Origin of the sequence: Paenibacillus aestuarii (assembly GCF_027789125.1) — a bacterium.
GTDB lineage: Bacteria > Bacillota > Bacilli > Paenibacillales > NBRC-103111 > Paenibacillus_E > Paenibacillus_E aestuarii.
In genome coordinates, this window is record NZ_JAQFVF010000065.1 from 27343 (window position 1) to 41713 (window position 14371).

The 14371-nt window shown below is 53.1% G+C and carries 15 protein-coding genes; 2 read left to right on the forward strand and 13 right to left on the reverse strand.

The features are described from left to right. Position 1: 1 nt before the first annotated feature. The 5 genes from O9139_RS23535 to O9139_RS23555 form a co-directional block, all read right to left on the reverse strand. The gene (locus O9139_RS23535) at positions 2 to 502 is read right to left on the reverse strand and encodes a TRAP transporter small permease (RefSeq protein WP_270884197.1); all 501 of its coding nucleotides are present in this window, start codon (positions 500 to 502) and stop codon (positions 2 to 4) included. A gap of 523 nt (positions 503 to 1025) precedes the next feature. Beyond that, entirely contained in the window at positions 1026 to 2978 is a 1953-nt protein-coding gene (gene abc-f / locus O9139_RS23540) for a ribosomal protection-like ABC-F family protein (protein ID WP_270884198.1), read from the reverse strand. A gap of 107 nt (positions 2979 to 3085) precedes the next feature. Next, complete coding sequence (locus O9139_RS23545) at positions 3086 to 3229, reverse strand: hypothetical protein (protein ID WP_270884199.1); 144 nt, start codon at positions 3227 to 3229, stop codon at positions 3086 to 3088. Between the two features lie 93 nt (positions 3230 to 3322). Further along, complete coding sequence (locus O9139_RS23550; protein WP_270884200.1) at positions 3323 to 3964, reverse strand: DUF2306 domain-containing protein; 642 nt, start codon at positions 3962 to 3964, stop codon at positions 3323 to 3325. 10 nt (positions 3965 to 3974) lie between these two features. Further along, positions 3975 to 4991, reverse strand: coding sequence for a DJ-1/PfpI family protein (locus O9139_RS23555; RefSeq protein WP_270884201.1), 1017 nt, complete (start codon positions 4989 to 4991; stop codon positions 3975 to 3977). A 178-nt stretch (positions 4992 to 5169) separates the two neighbouring features. Here O9139_RS23555 and O9139_RS23560 point away from each other — a divergent pair, with 178 nt between their 5' ends. Both O9139_RS23560 and O9139_RS23565 read left to right on the forward strand, forming a co-directional pair. Further along, a complete protein-coding gene (locus O9139_RS23560; RefSeq protein ID WP_270884202.1) occupies positions 5170 to 5856 on the forward strand; it encodes a response regulator transcription factor in 687 nt (228 codons plus the stop codon). A 1-nt stretch (position 5857) separates the two neighbouring features. Continuing rightward, entirely contained in the window at positions 5858 to 6931 is a 1074-nt protein-coding gene (locus O9139_RS23565) for a sensor histidine kinase (protein ID WP_270884203.1), read from the forward strand. A gap of 188 nt (positions 6932 to 7119) precedes the next feature. Here the strand turns inward: O9139_RS23565 and O9139_RS23570 are convergent, their stop codons facing one another. The 8 genes from O9139_RS23570 to O9139_RS23605 all read right to left on the reverse strand — a co-directional run bounded on the left by O9139_RS23570 (position 7120) and on the right by O9139_RS23605 (position 14367). Beyond that, positions 7120 to 7986 (reverse strand): PhnE/PtxC family ABC transporter permease, encoded by an 867-nt coding sequence (locus tag O9139_RS23570; RefSeq protein WP_270884204.1) that lies wholly within the window; start codon positions 7984 to 7986, stop codon positions 7120 to 7122. A gap of 1 nt (position 7987) precedes the next feature. Then, a complete protein-coding gene (locus tag O9139_RS23575) occupies positions 7988 to 8773 on the reverse strand; it encodes a PhnE/PtxC family ABC transporter permease (RefSeq protein ID WP_270884205.1) in 786 nt (261 codons plus the stop codon). Further along, positions 8763 to 9551, reverse strand: coding sequence for a phosphonate ABC transporter ATP-binding protein (gene phnC, locus O9139_RS23580; RefSeq protein WP_270884206.1), 789 nt, complete (start codon positions 9549 to 9551; stop codon positions 8763 to 8765). The genes O9139_RS23575 and phnC overlap by 11 nt, the downstream gene beginning before the upstream one ends. Before the next feature lie 10 nt (positions 9552 to 9561). Then, a complete protein-coding gene (locus O9139_RS23585) occupies positions 9562 to 10620 on the reverse strand; it encodes a phosphate/phosphite/phosphonate ABC transporter substrate-binding protein (protein WP_270884207.1) in 1059 nt (352 codons plus the stop codon). Between the two features lie 87 nt (positions 10621 to 10707). Next, entirely contained in the window at positions 10708 to 11436 is a 729-nt protein-coding gene (locus O9139_RS23590; RefSeq protein ID WP_270884208.1) for a phosphonate C-P lyase system protein PhnL, read from the reverse strand. A gap of 14 nt (positions 11437 to 11450) precedes the next feature. Continuing rightward, entirely contained in the window at positions 11451 to 12632 is a 1182-nt protein-coding gene (gene phnM / locus O9139_RS23595) for a phosphonate metabolism protein PhnM (RefSeq protein ID WP_270884209.1), read from the reverse strand. Positions 12633 to 12657: 25 nt separating this feature from the next. Further along, positions 12658 to 13503, reverse strand: coding sequence for an ATP-binding cassette domain-containing protein (locus O9139_RS23600; protein ID WP_270884210.1), 846 nt, complete (start codon positions 13501 to 13503; stop codon positions 12658 to 12660). Between the two features lie 21 nt (positions 13504 to 13524). After that, the gene (locus O9139_RS23605) at positions 13525 to 14367 is read right to left on the reverse strand and encodes an alpha-D-ribose 1-methylphosphonate 5-phosphate C-P-lyase PhnJ (RefSeq protein ID WP_270884211.1); all 843 of its coding nucleotides are present in this window, start codon (positions 14365 to 14367) and stop codon (positions 13525 to 13527) included. Between the last annotated feature and the right edge of the window lie 4 nt (positions 14368 to 14371).

The window sequence follows — 14371 nt, forward strand, 5'->3', positions numbered from 1 at the left end:
ATTAATCCGAACCCTCCTCAATATCATGATGTCTTTTGGTATTAATGCCGATTAACTGCAGCAGCGAGTATACACAAATCATCACGCCTGTAAGCGGCATAACGGCATATTGCACGCTGTTCGGCAGCTGTGTGGCAGGCATTGTGGAGTCGTTCATCAGCACTGTGAAGCCCCAGCCGTTGACAACCAAATACAGTCCGAACAGGAAAATGCAAATATCAATCACCTTATCCAGCACCCAGTTCACGCGTGCAGGAAAATGCTTCGTCACGCTATCCATGGCCATGTGCAGCTTCTCGCGAAACCCGATGGCAATGCCCATGAACGAAAACCAGACCATCAGCAGCAGCGTAACCTCTTCCGACCAGAAGAATACATAATTAAAAATTTTCCGGGTGACAACCTGAATCGTGACAATGATCGTCATCGAGGCTAAGGCGATCAGTGCAAAATTTTCGAACACACTATCGATGCCCAGCGCAATTCGCTTTAGCGTCTTCATTTCGCGTATGTACCCCTTTCTTCGCATCATATTAGCTCTTCATCTATCATCCCTCCCATTGTAAAGGCTTACATCAAAGAAGATAACGCTGATCGTTTTAGTTTATTTTGTAATTTTTTTAGGTGGCGGTGAAGCCGTAGCTAATGAAAGAACCTCCCGCATGGGCGGGAGGTTCGCGGATGGCGGCGCGGGCCGGGGCGTGGGGCTATGCGCGGCGCGGGCTATCCTGCAAAAATGGCGGAATAGCCCGTGGCGAAAACAGCCTGCGTGCGCGCTTATCCTGCATTTTTGGCAGGACTAATTAGCCCAGCGGGGCTGTTTTTGCGGAAAAGGGCTCGTTATCCTGCTGTCTTCGCAGGATAACAAGCCCTTCGCGGCGATAGCGCCATTTATCCTGCTACTTTTGCAGGAAAGCGAGCCCCTCGCAGATAGCAACCGGCCTCGCTCCCGCAGCCCGAATCTACGGCTCGGCGCCAGCCCCGCCGCGAACAGCCCCAGCAACAGTGCTCGCCAAGCACTGTTGCTACTCCTCCAGCTGCATCCACTGCGTATACAGCTGGTCGAGTGCCTCCTGCGCAGCTACGCGCTCTGCCCAGAGGCGGCTCATCTCCTCCGCGGCTGAGCGCTCCAGCGCCTGGTCAAGCAAGCCGAGCCGCGCTTCCGCCTCGGCGATCTGCTTTTCCAGGCGCGCGATCGCAGCCGAGCTGCGAGATGGCCCGAGCGGAGCCGACTCCGCAGGCGCAATCGCAGCCGCTCCCGCCTTCTGACGTGCCACCTCCGTGCGCGGCTCCGTCTTGGCTACCGCGGCTCTAGCACCCGCCGCCGGCACCGCCTCGACGGCGCTCCGCTTCCGCAGCTCCGCGCTTTTGGCTTTGTAGTCATCAAAGCTGCCTACAAAAACGGTGATGCGCCCTTGATCCAGCTCCCATATTTTGTGGGTCAGCCGGTTCATGAAGTAACGGTCGTGCGTAACGGCAAGCACCGTACCTGGAAACTCATCAAGCGCATCCTCCAGCGCTTCGCGCGAAGCAATGTCCATATGGTTCGTCGGCTCATCCAAAATGAGCAAGTTCGGCTTGCGAAGCACGAGCAGTGCCAGACGCAGCCGCGTCCATTCCCCGCCCGAGAGTGAACTCACCGGCTTGAACACATCAGCGCCATAGAACAAATAAGCAGCAAGTCGGCTCCGCGCCTCGCCTTCCTCCAGCTTCGCCTGCTCGCAGAAGTAAGCTAGCACTGTTTTTTTCAGATCATCGGGATACTCCTGCTGAGCCAAATAACCGATTTCCACGCGCGACCCGATTTCGAGTTTCCCTTGGTCAGGGGATACCTCACCTAAAACCATTTTCAACAGCGTCGTCTTCCCCGAGCCGTTATGCCCCAGGAGCACGACCCTCTCGCCATACGCCAGGAGGCCGCTTTCCTGCTGCAGCAGCACTTTATCTCCGTAGCGCTTACTCACTTGCTCGAAGGCAATGACGCGCTTGCCGGAACGATCGGTCACTTTCATCTCGAACTCTGCCGTCTTCGGATCAAGAACCGGGCGCTTCAGCTTCTCCATCCGGTCCAGCGCTTTCTGCATAGAGGCGGCCCGGCGAAAAAACTTGTCATTCCCCCCGATACGTCCCCATTCCATCAGCTGCTTGATCGTCTCCTTCATCTTCTTGATCACCTTCTGCTGCTCCTGGTAATCCGCGAACTGCTGCAGCAGCCGGACCTCCTTCTCCTTCACATAGCCGGTATAAGAGGTCAGGTACGTGGAAGACTCGCCATCTTCCAGTTCAACAATCTTGGTCACGACTTTATCCAAAAAGTAGCGGTCATGCGATACGATGAAGCAAGCCCCCTCGTAATGAGCCAGGTACTCCTCCAGCCATTCCACGCCAGCCAAATCAAGATGATTCGTCGGCTCGTCGAGAAGCAGCAAATCCGGCTTGCCGATCAGCTGTGAGGCGAGAGCGATCTTCGTCTTCTCTCCCCCGGACAGCGAGACGAAGCTGCGTTCGTAAACCTCCCGGGCAATGTGAAGCCCATTGGCCACTTGGTCAATTTTGGCATCGATCTCGTAGCCTCCATCTCGTTCGAAACGCTCCTGCAGCTGCGCGTATCTCGCCAGCAGCTTGTCGATCGAGCTGCCCGCTCCTTCACGCGCCATGCGCTGCTCCAGCTCGGTCATTTCCTCGCGGCATTCGAGCAGCTCTCTACAGCTGGACGCCAGCACATCGTATACGGTGCCCTTTTCCCACTCTGTCGGTATTTGCGCTAGGTAGCCGATGGCTGCGTTTTTACTTACCGTCAGCTGTCCTTCATCTGGCTTTTCCACCTTGGAAATAAGACGCAGGAGGGTGGATTTGCCGCTTCCGTTGCGGCCTACCAGCCCCACCCGTTCACCTTGCTGAATTTCAAAAGTGACATCCGCAAGCACCAGCTGTGCGCCGTGGTATTTCTTTATATTTTGACCATTTACAATTATCATCGTTCGGATCCTCCTTGGTTATGAAAGACCCTATCCTGAATCTCCTGAACGCAGCAAAAAAGGCCGCAGGAAAATTCCTACGACCTTGGCGGATAGTCCGATTGAGGTTAAGGTAGGCGTCTTCTCGTAAGTTGTGTAACCGTATGAACAAGAATGGACAGACTTCTCCCGTTGCGGGCTGCTGCATGAACGATGCCAGCCATCGCGATAGGTAACTGGCTCACACGGTTGTTCACAAACTCTCGATTCATCCTACCTTCACCTCCTTTCCCTAATATCTTACAAATCATATCATACCTCTGAGTCACAGCGCAACTGACAAGCGTCTATTCCGCTTACACGGCTTATTTGCGAAACATCATAAAAGGCTTCTCCATACGCAAAAACAGTTCCGGTGCCACGAGTACCAACACGATTGCACTGTAAAGCGCGATCACATAGCTTTCCACATAAGCTTGGCCGATCAACTGGTGAAGCATGAAAGTGAACAGATGAATTAGCATGTTCGTAAAACAAAAAGCATAGCTCCGCACCATCCACCGCCGGTGCTGAATAATCTGCTTCCTAAAGATATGGACTAGCGCTGTCGTCGTGATAAGAAGCCAAAAAATATTGAGCAGGTTGAAGCCCATGCTGCTTATTTGGCCTCCCGTAGCGTAAGGCGCCATATACCCTGAAGTCAGTACGACAATAAGCACGGATGCTGCATAGACGTAGCCGTTCACGCGGTGGAATCTGCGGCGTTTCCAATAGCTGCGAGTGGAAAAATTCATGAGCCCCGAAGCCATTGCTACACAGGCGAACCCCACATGAATGTACATGACGATGAGCCAGATCTGCGGCTTAAGCTCACGCCGGAGACCCGTTTTATAACTGAGAAAGGTCTGGGCGTGGGGATCGACAACGAAGTCATTGACCAAGACGTACAGGATGTAAATGGTAACGATACTGGCGATCAGTTTGTAAAATGAATGCTGTCCCTCCATGTGCCCCCCGCTAGATCCGCTTTCCTGTAAGTTGTGAAGCCGGCAGCACGCCGGCTTTGGCGATTCCGGCCATTTGATCGCCGTTGACCGTAACCTCGAATTTCAAAGTTAGTCTCATCGGTTTCGCAACTCGCTGCGACCAGCGCAGCGTATTTCCTTGCCGATCGGGGTCGATAAACGCACTGACCTCATCCCCTTGCGTCGCTGTCCCTTGAATGGCGCCATCCACGGTTGCGATATGGAGCTTTACGGCCATTTTGCCAACCGGGGTAGCGATGGTCGTGTCCCATTCTCCGTCGAAGAGGGATCCCGATGCGTCATGCGCAGCCGTGTCTGGTCGAAGTTGCGCAGGGCTTGCATCGCTGACTGCCGAGCCGCGACTAGTATGCGGAGCAAGTCCGCTATTGCGCCAGACGGTCCCTCTGCGCTCATAATCGAACAATCGTTCCACTTCGTGCGCAATACGCGGCCCCAGCTCGCGTTCCACCAGATGTAACGCGACATCGAGCCCCGAAGTGACGCCGCCTCCCGTAACGAGATTGCCGTCGTCGACGACGCGGGCTTTTACAGGGGTAGCGCCTGTCGCCTCCAGCATATCCATCCCTAAGGGATGCGTAACCGCCGGCCTGCCTTCCAGCAGTCCGCCCATAGCCAGCACGAGGGATCCTCCGCACACAGTGGCCAAAATCATATCCGGGTGTGCGAGTGCTTGTTCGATCATTCCTGTTAGCCCGGTGTTCATCGTCCGGCCCAAAACGGCAGGAATGGAATCAGAGCCGTCTCCCTCCACCTCACCGGATGCGCCCGGTACCAGAATGATGCCCTTCCGGTCTGGTCTTAAGCGGCTTACTGCTTCAAGGGGCACTCCGTTGACGCCGCTCGGCACGAGCCTTGGCCCTTCCGCTGTGACGAACTCTACGCGCACCGCCCCGTCTGTCATCATGCCCGCCGCGCAAAAAACTTCGTAAGGCGCGATCACATCCAAAAGGTCGAATCCGTCGAACAGCACGATTTGAATATCTAACATCTCTGTAACCTCCTTCTACTCTTTTCACTACTAAGAAAGATAACAAAGGAAGCTCACAAAAGGAGGGCCAAAAAGGTCACAAAACGATAAACAAACCGTCACAATATGTGCGGGGCTCGTTTGTTTTTAGGGAAGAGATGATACACTGTGTTGTATACGAAATGAAGGCGGGATGGATGTGAATGAAAGACCTTTGATCCTCGTTGTGGACGATGATAAGAGCATCGCCGAACTTTTGAGGGATTTTTTGGAAAACGATCTATTTGCGGTTGTTACAGCCCATGATGCGGCACAAGCTTGGTCCGTGTTTGAGCAAAACAGGATTCATTGCATCATCCTGGATATTATGATGCCGGGAGATAACGGCTTCGATCTCTGTCGGCGCATTCGCACTCAGAGCAGCGTCCCCATCCTGTTCTTGAGCGCGCGCAGCGATGACGTGGACAAGATTCGCGGACTGACGCTCGGCGGCGATGACTACATTGTCAAAACAGCTTCGCCCGGCGAGATCGTTGCCCGCGTCAAGGCTGTTTTGCGGCGTGCCGGTTCACCGCAGGCAAGCGCGGCCAAGGTGCTGGACTACGGACGCCTTAAGCTCGATTTGACCACCAGAGAAGTGTTCGCCGATGGCACGAGCATCTCGCTCACGCCGAAGGAATACGATCTTCTGCGCTTGTTTGCCGAACATCCGCGACAGGTGTTCACCTATGATCAGCTGCTCGCTAAATTCTGGGAAGGTGTCGGTGACAAGCATACGATTCGCGTTCATCTGAGCCGCCTGCGCGAGAAGATCGAGCTTGATCCGGAGCAGCCGCAATATTTGACTAACGTATGGGGCGTCGGTTACCGCTTCGAGGGTGTGTAGCATGGGAAAACTTCGAATTCGCACTTATTTTTTGTTCAGCTTAGTGCTTCTTCTGACACTGCCATGGATCTTTTTTGTCGTTGCGCACCTGATCACGAACCACACCCTTCATCTTGGAGGGAACCAGCTAAATTCCTATAAAATCCCTATGATTGCTGCGTTCGCAGGACTGCTGCTTGCCTTCTTTGTCGCGGGCATTCGCATGCGCAAGCTGCTTCTCCTGCCTCTGGAGCGGATGAGCCAGGCGGCCAGGCAGATTGCCGCCGGCGATTGGAACGTTCAGCTGCCCCAGTCGGCTATCCGTGAGGTCGCTGAAGTTCGCGATGGCTTTGAATCGATGGTGAACGGGCTTCAAAGCTCGTACTCGAGGCAGGCGGAGCTGGAGGAGGAACGGCGATTCGTCATCGCCGCTGTCGCGCATGACTTGCGGACACCGTTATTTGCGTTGCGCGGATATTTGGATGGACTCGAGCAGGGCATTGCGCGCACGCCGGAGCAAGCGGCGAAGTATATCGCCGTCTGCAAGGAAAAATCGGCGCAGCTGGACCGGCTGGTCGAGGATCTTTTTACTTTTACCAAGACGGAATATGTGGAACCAGCGTTAAGTGAGCATGCGGTTGACCTTAATGAGATTATGATGAAGTCAATCGGCAGTCTGGAGCCGCAAGCTGAGCAAAAACGCATCGCGATCGACGTCAATTATGCGTTGGGGGTGAAGGTGATGTGCCGCGCGGATTCGCACTTATTGGAGCGTGCGATCAGCAACTTGCTGGACAATGCTGTGCGTCACACACCTGAGCACGGGCGAATTCGTGTCGAGTGCTGGCAAGAGGGGGACAAGGCGGTGTTCACGATCCGCGATTCGGGACCGGGTTTTGCTCCGGAGGAGCTGGGCCGTATGTTCGAGCCACTCTATCGGGGGGAGCAATCAAGGAATCGCGCGACGGGGGGGGCCGGGCTTGGGCTGACGATTTCGCAGCGCATCATCCGGCGCCATGGGGGCGAGCTGGCGGCGAGCAACCACCCGGACGGAGGCGCGCTCCTGTCGGGCTGGCTGCCTGCGGGCAGCCGGTAGAGGCGCGCGGGGGCATGGCGCGGCGGTGGGTGGCACGCGAACGGTCCGGGACGACGCGGGGGCAGTCCCGCGGACGGCGCAGCCGCCCAGCGTGCTGCCGTGCTGCGCGCCGGGCCCCACCTAGCGCCATTCTCCCAACAAAAAAGCCGCGATACGCGGCTTTTTTGCAAGTAAGGCTACGCCTCCACTCAATCGTGAACTCTCAATGTTCGCTTGATCCTGGCCGCGATGAATTCAAGAATAACCGCGAAAGCAAGAATCAAGTAAGTAATGCCGCCGATTTCCCGCACATCGTAATAGAAGGAGCTGGCCATGAACATATCGTAACCAATCCCGCCGGCACCGGCGGCTGCGCCCATCGCCACAGCGACGGCGAAGTTGATCTCAAAGCGCATGAATGTCCAGGAAATCAAATACGTGGCCGTCGAAGGGATAACGGCTTGAAACACGATTTGCCACCAGCTGGCGCCGCTTGCTTTTAATGCCTCGATGACCCCTTTATCCAGTTCTTCAAAAGACTCCGAATACGCTTTAACCAAATAGCTGACCGAGTGAAACGTCATCCCGATGACCGCTGCCACACTGCCCAGTCCTGCTGCGACCGCAAAGATCAGAACCCATAACACAGTCGGAACCGCCCGGATCAAAGCGACACCCGCTTTAATCACAGCTGAGAACTTGGGATTGGAAATGTTGCGTGCAGCCAAAAGGCCTAGGAACAAGGCGATGATTGCGCCGAACAGCGTTGTCAGAAAGGCCAACCCTAGCGTAATCGCCACCTGCAGCAGCGCATCGAGGAACGAAAAGTGGTTGAAGCCCGGCATGAAAAACATCGTTTTCACGGTGCCCGCCGTTGAGGAGACCGCTTTGAAAAACGCAATGTTTTTGTAATCAAATGTGACAAATCCATAGATCGTAAGTAACGTCAATGTAAAAAGCGTTAGGCGAATGACCATCGTTTGCTTGTTGAACGGCTTCGCCTTCATCTGCGCGTCAATCCGGTTGCGCTCGTCATCCTTGTCATAGATGGCCTTCAGGGTTTCTTGCAGTTCCATGTTACAGGATCACCTTCCTGACATAGTTAGAAACGGATTCAATGATGATGATCGTGCAGACGATCACCATCACAACCATGGAGGCGGAATTGTAATTCAAGCTTTTGTAGTACAAGCTGAACAGAAATCCGATCCCGGTACCGGTTAATATGCCGATCAGCGTCGCTTGACGGATATTGGTCTCGATCATGAACAAGATCCAACTGAGCAGCTGCGGAATGCTGGACGGGAGAACGGAATGAATAATGATGGACAAATAGCTGGCGCCGGTTGCCCGCAGCGCCTCGACAGAGCTGCTGCTGACTTCGTCGATCGATTCCATGAAAGCGCGGGTCAGAAAGCCGAAGGAGCCGAAGAACAGCGCGAAGTAGCCTGTCAGCACGTTTTGCCCGAACGACATCAGCAGAATCATCGACCAAGCGGCAACATCAATATTGCGGAATAACGTCGCGATCGAGCGGCTCAGCCAGCTGATGAAACCGCCGACGCCCGTCGCATGAGATCCCGCAATCGCAAACACCAAGGCGAAGATGGCCGCTACAACGGTGGAGGCAATCGAGACAAGCAGCGTTTCGGTTAGACTGCCGGCGATTGCAGGCAGACGGTTCCACGCTTTTTCATTCGGGTAAAAGTTCGAGACTGCCCATTCTACCGCTTTCGGTATCGAAGTAAACCCTTTGATGACGTCGTAGTCCGTTACGATGATCGAGATGAAGGTAACAACCAGCATGAACAAGCAGAAGTATAGGGTGTTCATCCGCTTCTTAAGAAAGAAGTTATCCCGCATATTGACTCTCCAACTCCCCGAGCTGCTCATCGATCTCCGAGCCATAAATTCTTGTCAGTTGCTCCCGCTTGATTCCTGCCGGAGAACCGTCATAAATGATCGTTCCCTTCTTCACACCGAGGATCCGGTCCGAATATTTTAGCGCTATATCCACCTGATGCAGGTTCACGATGACGGTAATGCCCATGGTCGTACAAATGTTGCGCAAATGGTTCATAATCGTTTTGGAAGCATTCGGATCGAGCGAAGCGATCGGCTCGTCGCAAAGCAGCATTTTCGGCGCCTGAACGAGGGCTCGGGCAATGCCGACACGCTGTTTTTGGCCGCCGCTCAGCTGGTCGCAGCGCTTGTAAACCTGCTCTTCCAGCCCCAGAATCTTCAAAATGCTGTACGCTTGACGCTTCTCTTCCTTGCTATAAAAGCCGAATGCGCCTTCCAGCACCGATTTGTACCCGAGCCGTCCGTGTAGGACGTTCTCGATTACGGTCAACCGGTTGACCAAATTGTAGTGTTGGAAAACCATGCCAATCTGGGAACGCAGCTGCTTCAATTCCCGTTTTTTCAAGCTCATGATGTCTGAGCCGTCAAACATGATCTCTCCGCTGCTCGCGTCAATCATTCGGTTAATACAGCGAAGGAGCGTGGATTTACCCGCTCCTGAAGGTCCGATAATTGACACGAACTCTCCTTGCCTCACTGTGAAATTAACATCCGATAACGCTCTTGTATCCGCGCCGTATTGCTTCGATACCTGCTTGAATTCCAATAACGTTGTCATGGCTGCTCCCTTATTTAGAAAGCTCTCTGACCGGATTGAACCATGCATCCTCTACCGTCAGGAACTTCTCTTTGCCTGTCTTTTGTCTGAACATACCGGAATCTTTCGAATCCTTAGGCAAGAATACTTTCGGATTGTTCGTTACGGCATCGGAAGTTAAAGCGTCTTTCAGCTTCTTTTGATCCTCTGCGCTAAGCGTACCTGTGTTCATTGCAATCGGGGAATTAAGCACTGGCGTCACAGAAATGACGGAGAACTCTTTGCCTTCCAGCGTGTTGAACGGCTCAGCAGCACCTTTTTTCACTTTATAAACCGCACCCGGCTTATTCGCCGTTCCGGAAGAAAGCTCAACATAGTTAGCGACACACGTGTCACAGAAAGCAGCAACGTCCGCTTTGCCTGTCAGCAAGTTAACAGCTGAACCTTGATGCGTTCCGCCGTACAGAACTTCCGTGAAGAACTTATCTTTGCCGCCTTGCAGCAAATCGTCACCTGTTAAGCTTTTGTACTTATCGATTTTGCTAAAATAAGTGACAATTCCGGCCGAAGGCACTTTAAATCCGGATGTCGAGGAGTTGGAGACGAAGGACATCTTTTTGCCAGCGATCGGATCGATCACGAAGCTGCTGTCTTTTTTGTACGCAGCTTCTTCGCCTTTGCGCACGTTCAGCCAGCTGTAGTATACCGCGTCATCCAGCGTACCGGACTCACCGCTTGGCACAACCAGCGGTTGAACCTTTTTATTTTTCGCATTCGCTTCCACATAGGCTTGTGGGCCGACAAAGGCCAGATCCGCGTTTCCGCTGGCGAGAGCTTCAACTGTAATCGTATAGTCCGTCGTTGTCTTTTGCTCGACTTTCTTGCCTGTTGCCGTTTCAATCACTTTACCAATTTCTTCACGGGCTGCCTTCATGTCAGCGCCGGATTCGTTAGGCAACCAAGCAATCGTAATGGTATCTTTGGACTTTCCTGAGGATGCTGCATCTTTGACGTCAACCGCTTTGGCCCCACAGCCTGCCATAACAGCTACCATAGATAAAGAAACGATAATCGTTGCTATTTTTTTCACGTCGAAACTCCTCTCAAATTAACCATAGTTTTATTCAACTACAAGCCTAGTGTAACGATGTTTTATTTTCGTAATATTTCGATAATTTTAAGATGTTGTAAGCTTTTCCGCTTTCTCTGCCACGTAGAAACGACCGTCTTTGATGCGATACTCACGATCGCACAAATTTTCCATAAATTCCAAGTCATGAAAAATACCGAGCATCGTCGTGCCCTGTGCCATCAGCTGCTCAATCAGCTGCTTGACCTTCAACTTGGAGCTCTGGTCCAAACTTGCTGTCGGTTCGTCGAGCAGCAGCAGTCTCGGACGTTTCACCATGGCTCTAGCGATGTTCAGGCGAAGCTTCTCCCCCCCGGAAAACGTTGCCGGATAGCTATCCCATAAGCTGCGTTCCAATTCGAAGTGTTCCAGCATTTTAACGGTTTCCTGCTCCGCATATTCCCTGTCATGGCCCATCTCCACAATCGCGTTCTGCACGAGTTCCCTAGCTGTCGTGCGCGGCATGACGTTCAGGAATTGGGATACGTAACCGATCTCGAGCTTACGCAGTTGGGTGATGACTTGCTCGGATGCGGCGGCCAGGTCAACACGGCCAAATCGCTCCGATTGGTACCAAATATGTCCGGAGTTCGGCAGGTACGTGCGGTAAATACATTTGAGTACGGTCGATTTGCCGCTTCCGCTCTTCCCTGTGACTCCTACAAACTCACCTCCCTTCAAATATAGGCTGACGTCTTCTACTGCCGGTATATGTTTGTTCAGGTTGTGCAGCGTAAACGATTTGGACAAATGCTCAATGGTCAGCAGGTTATCCATGTCATGACCTCCTGTTAGATCCTGTAGTTCGTTCTCTGAATCAGCTTGCCGTCTACGATCACGGCGGTCACCACTGGGAAATCGTCTGGCTCCAGCTTTTCGATCACGAGCAGATCTGCTTTTTTACCTTCTTCGATAGAACCATAATCTTCGTCGATATTGACAGCTTTCGCCGGATGCAGCGTGACAAGCTTGAACAGCTCAATTAGCCGCTCGCGCTCCGTCCCCGCCAGCTGGAAGACCGCATGCAGCATCGCTGCCGGGTAATAATCACTGCACAGAATATCGATGCTTCCGTCTTCAATAGCCTCAGCCGCCGAGAGATTGCCGCTGTGCGAGCCGCCAAGAATAACGTTTGGTGCGCCGGCAACCGTGAACAAGCCTTTTTCTTTGGCTTTGCGGGCGATCTCCAGCGTGATCGGGAACTCGCTGATCGCCGTACCGAAGCTCTGCACGAGATCCAGCTTCTCGATGGAGTCGTCATCGTGCGAAGCAATGGCGATATTGCGCTCCGATGCCATTGCGGCGATTTCGCGGATCGCTTCGACGGTCATTTTCTCCTTCGTCTGGTGATTGGCGATTAACACGGCAATGTTTTCATCCGATAAATGGTCGTAACCGCGCACCGTCTTTTTATACACTTCCAGATCCCTGTATTGACCTTGACCTGGCGTATGGTCCATGAACGAAACCAGATGCACTTTCTCTTCACGGATGTAGTCCTTCAAATTGTCAATCTGATCCAGATTGTCAATCTCGAAACGCGCATGAAAACGATGGCGGATCAAATGCTTGCTGTTATGCGTACGATCAATCAGATCGATCAGCTTGCGCACATTTTCCGGTTCCCGGATCGGGCGGTATTTATAATCAGCGGACTTGAAAATCGATAAGGAATGATACATGGTCGTAATCCCATGCGAGACGAGTTCCCGTTCGGTTTCACGCAGACCGATTTGAAAGTCGATGAGCGAAGTCGGCCTTGGTGCTGTCATATGTTCAATATAATCGGAGTGAATGTCGATCATCCCCGGTGTCACGTAACCACCGTGTGCGTCAATGATTTCCATTCCCGGACCCGCTACCAACTCACCACGGCGAACGAGGCGGGCAATCCGGTCCTCCTCCACCAACAGATCGAAACCTTCCAGTAATGCTTCTTCCGTAATAATGATGCCGTTTGTGATCAGATACATCGAAAAGTCTCCTCTCGCCGAATAATTACAATAGGGAGTGCACGAGCTGCTGCGTATAGGCGTGCTGCGGATCTTCGAGAATTTGGTCGGTCAGCCCCTGCTCGACGACACGGCCGTCCAGCATGACCATCGTCCGGTCAGCCAGCATCCGAATGACACCCAGATCGTGTGACACCAACAGAATGCTAATTTTCAATTCCCGCTGCAAATGCTTGATTAAATCGAGCACGTTGGCCTGTACGGATAAATCCAGACCCGTGGTCACTTCATCGAGCAGCAGGATCGGGGGATTGTTCGAGAGCGCTTTGGCAATCTGCACTCGCTGCTGCATGCCGCCCGAAAAATTTTTCGGCGCTTCCTTCATCCGGTAAGTTGGGATATGGACCCGCTCCAGCAGCTCACTGCCCCGCGCTTCCATCGCTGCGACGTTGCGATTGCCGGCAGCGATCATCTTTTCGGCAATATTGCCGATCGAAGAAAAATTCATTCGCAAGCCTAGCACCGGATTCTGATACACCTTGCCCATCAGATGGTTTCTGATGAATTTTTTTTGCTGCGATGATTCCTCGAACATGTTGCTTTCGCCAGCTTTATAGGGTTCTAAATAGGCCTCGCCTGACGTTGCTTCCTGGTCAAAATAGAGGCATCTCATTAACGTCGATTTCCCGCTGCCGCTCTCGCCGACAATTCCCAGCACCTCGCCGGGATGTAGATCAAACGAAACGTCCTGGCACGAAAAGACGGTGCCGCATGCCCGGCAGTAGTTTCTTTCCAGCTTACGGTGTTCAGGTTTGCTGCACTGTTCGCAGCCTGTGCCGAATTGTTTGTTCAATTGGCGCACACTCAAAATTGGGGAGGAGATTCGTCCCATCTTCACGTCACCTCTTCTTGATTAGAAAGACTTCTGATTCATGCGCTGCAAGCAGTAGCTTGTATCGTTGCATTGATAATAGGTCTCATCATTGTCGCTATCGTAAAGCTCATCCATAAACACGTCCTGCGCACCACATTGTCTGCAGCATTGTCCCGGGAACGACTCCGGCTCAAACGGCACATCGTCAAACGCCAAGGACACGACTTGCGTATACGGTGGTACGGCATAAATTTTCTTTTCACGTCCTGCGCCCAGCAAAATCAAGGCTTCCGAGTAGTTCATTTTCGGATTGTCGAACTTCGGAATCGGGCTCGGCGCCATAACATAGCGGTCGTGCACCATCACCGGATGATCGGCCCCTGTAGACACGCTGCGGTATTTCATAATTTGCTCGAACAGCATCAGCCAAACTCCGCTGTAATCTTTTTCACCATGCAGACGCTTCGTCTCCAGCTCACTGGATTCGTACATCCGAAGCGGTTCCGGCATCGGAACCTGCAGGACCAGAATTTGCCCCGCCCGCAGCGGAACTTCCGGGATCCGGTGGCGGGATTGAATCAATGTCGCGTCCGCTGTCGCATCTGTTGCAGAGACGCCGGTCGTTTTATCGATCAGCTTCTTGATGCTGACTGCGTTGACTGACTCATCCGAGCCCTGGTCGATCACCTTCAGCACATCGTTCTGACCGATCAAAGATAGCGTGAGCTGCAAGCCCCCGGTTCCCCAACCGCGTCCGATTGGCAGTTCCCGAGAAGCAAACGGAACCTGATAGCCTGGAACCGCGATCGCCTTCAGCGTAGCCCGGCGGATTTCCCGTTTGGACCCTTCATCGAGAAAAGCAAAATTATATTGAATACGCATTGTG

Excerpts from the sequence above, each read along its gene's own strand:
- O9139_RS23605 (WP_270884211.1), bottom strand. The coding sequence starts at position 14,367 with ATGCGTATTCAATATAATTTTGCTTTTCTCGATGAAGGGTCCAAACGG.
- phnM (WP_270884209.1), bottom strand. The coding sequence starts at position 12,632 with ATGTATCTGATCACAAACGGCATCATTATTACGGAAGAAGCATTACTG.
- O9139_RS23545 (WP_270884199.1), bottom strand. The coding sequence starts at position 3,229 with ATGAATCGAGAGTTTGTGAACAACCGTGTGAGCCAGTTACCTATCGCG.
- O9139_RS23535 (WP_270884197.1), bottom strand. The coding sequence starts at position 502 with ATGAAGACGCTAAAGCGAATTGCGCTGGGCATCGATAGTGTGTTCGAA.
- O9139_RS23555 (WP_270884201.1), bottom strand. The coding sequence starts at position 4,991 with ATGTTAGATATTCAAATCGTGCTGTTCGACGGATTCGACCTTTTGGAT.
- O9139_RS23575 (WP_270884205.1), bottom strand. The coding sequence starts at position 8,773 with ATGCGGGATAACTTCTTTCTTAAGAAGCGGATGAACACCCTATACTTC.
- abc-f (WP_270884198.1), bottom strand. The coding sequence starts at position 2,978 with ATGATAATTGTAAATGGTCAAAATATAAAGAAATACCACGGCGCACAG.
- O9139_RS23570 (WP_270884204.1), bottom strand. The coding sequence starts at position 7,986 with ATGGAACTGCAAGAAACCCTGAAGGCCATCTATGACAAGGATGACGAG.
- phnC (WP_270884206.1), bottom strand. The coding sequence starts at position 9,551 with ATGACAACGTTATTGGAATTCAAGCAGGTATCGAAGCAATACGGCGCG.
- O9139_RS23565 (WP_270884203.1), top strand. The coding sequence starts at position 5,858 with ATGGGAAAACTTCGAATTCGCACTTATTTTTTGTTCAGCTTAGTGCTT.
- O9139_RS23590 (WP_270884208.1), bottom strand. The coding sequence starts at position 11,436 with ATGGATAACCTGCTGACCATTGAGCATTTGTCCAAATCGTTTACGCTG.
- O9139_RS23550 (WP_270884200.1), bottom strand. The coding sequence starts at position 3,964 with ATGGAGGGACAGCATTCATTTTACAAACTGATCGCCAGTATCGTTACC.
- O9139_RS23600 (WP_270884210.1), bottom strand. The coding sequence starts at position 13,503 with ATGGGACGAATCTCCTCCCCAATTTTGAGTGTGCGCCAATTGAACAAA.